This window comes from Streptomyces filipinensis, from assembly GCF_014649495.1.
Lineage (GTDB): Bacteria > Actinomycetota > Actinomycetes > Streptomycetales > Streptomycetaceae > Streptomyces > Streptomyces filipinensis.
Map to the genome: position 1 here is coordinate 1 of NZ_BMTD01000093.1, position 652 is coordinate 652.

Consider the following 652-nt stretch of genomic DNA (forward strand, 5'->3'; position numbering starts at 1 on the left):
AACACAGTGGACGCGAGCAACTGAGGACAAGCCCTCGGCCTATTAGTACCGGTCACCTCCACCAGTTACCTGGCTTCCAGATCCGGCCTATCAACCCAGTCGTCTACTGGGAGCCTTACCCCATCAAGTGGGTGGGAGTCCTCATCTCGAAGCAGGCTTCCCGCTTAGATGCTTTCAGCGGTTATCCCTCCCGAACGTAGCCAACCAGCCATGCCCTTGGCAGAACAACTGGCACACCAGAGGTTCGTCCGTCCCGGTCCTCTCGTACTAGGGACAGCCCTTCTCAAGACTCCTACGCGCACAGCGGATAGGGACCGAACTGTCTCACGACGTTCTAAACCCAGCTCGCGTACCGCTTTAATGGGCGAACAGCCCAACCCTTGGGACCGACTCCAGCCCCAGGATGCGACGAGCCGACATCGAGGTGCCAAACCATCCCGTCGATATGGACTCTTGGGGAAGATCAGCCTGTTATCCCCGGGGTACCTTTTATCCGTTGAGCGACGGCGCTTCCACAAGCCACCGCCGGATCACTAGTCCCGACTTTCGTCCCTGCTCGACCCGTCGGTCTCACAGTCAAGCTCCCTTGTGCACTTACACTCAACACCTGATTGCCAACCAGGCTGAGGGAACCTTTGGGCGCCTCCGTTAC

General features: G+C 58.6%; 1 rRNA gene. It reads right to left on the reverse strand.

From position 1 onward, the window contains the following. Window positions 1-22: 22 nt before the first annotated feature. A 23S ribosomal RNA gene (locus IE244_RS41625) occupies window positions 23-652 on the reverse strand; the annotation flags it as partial.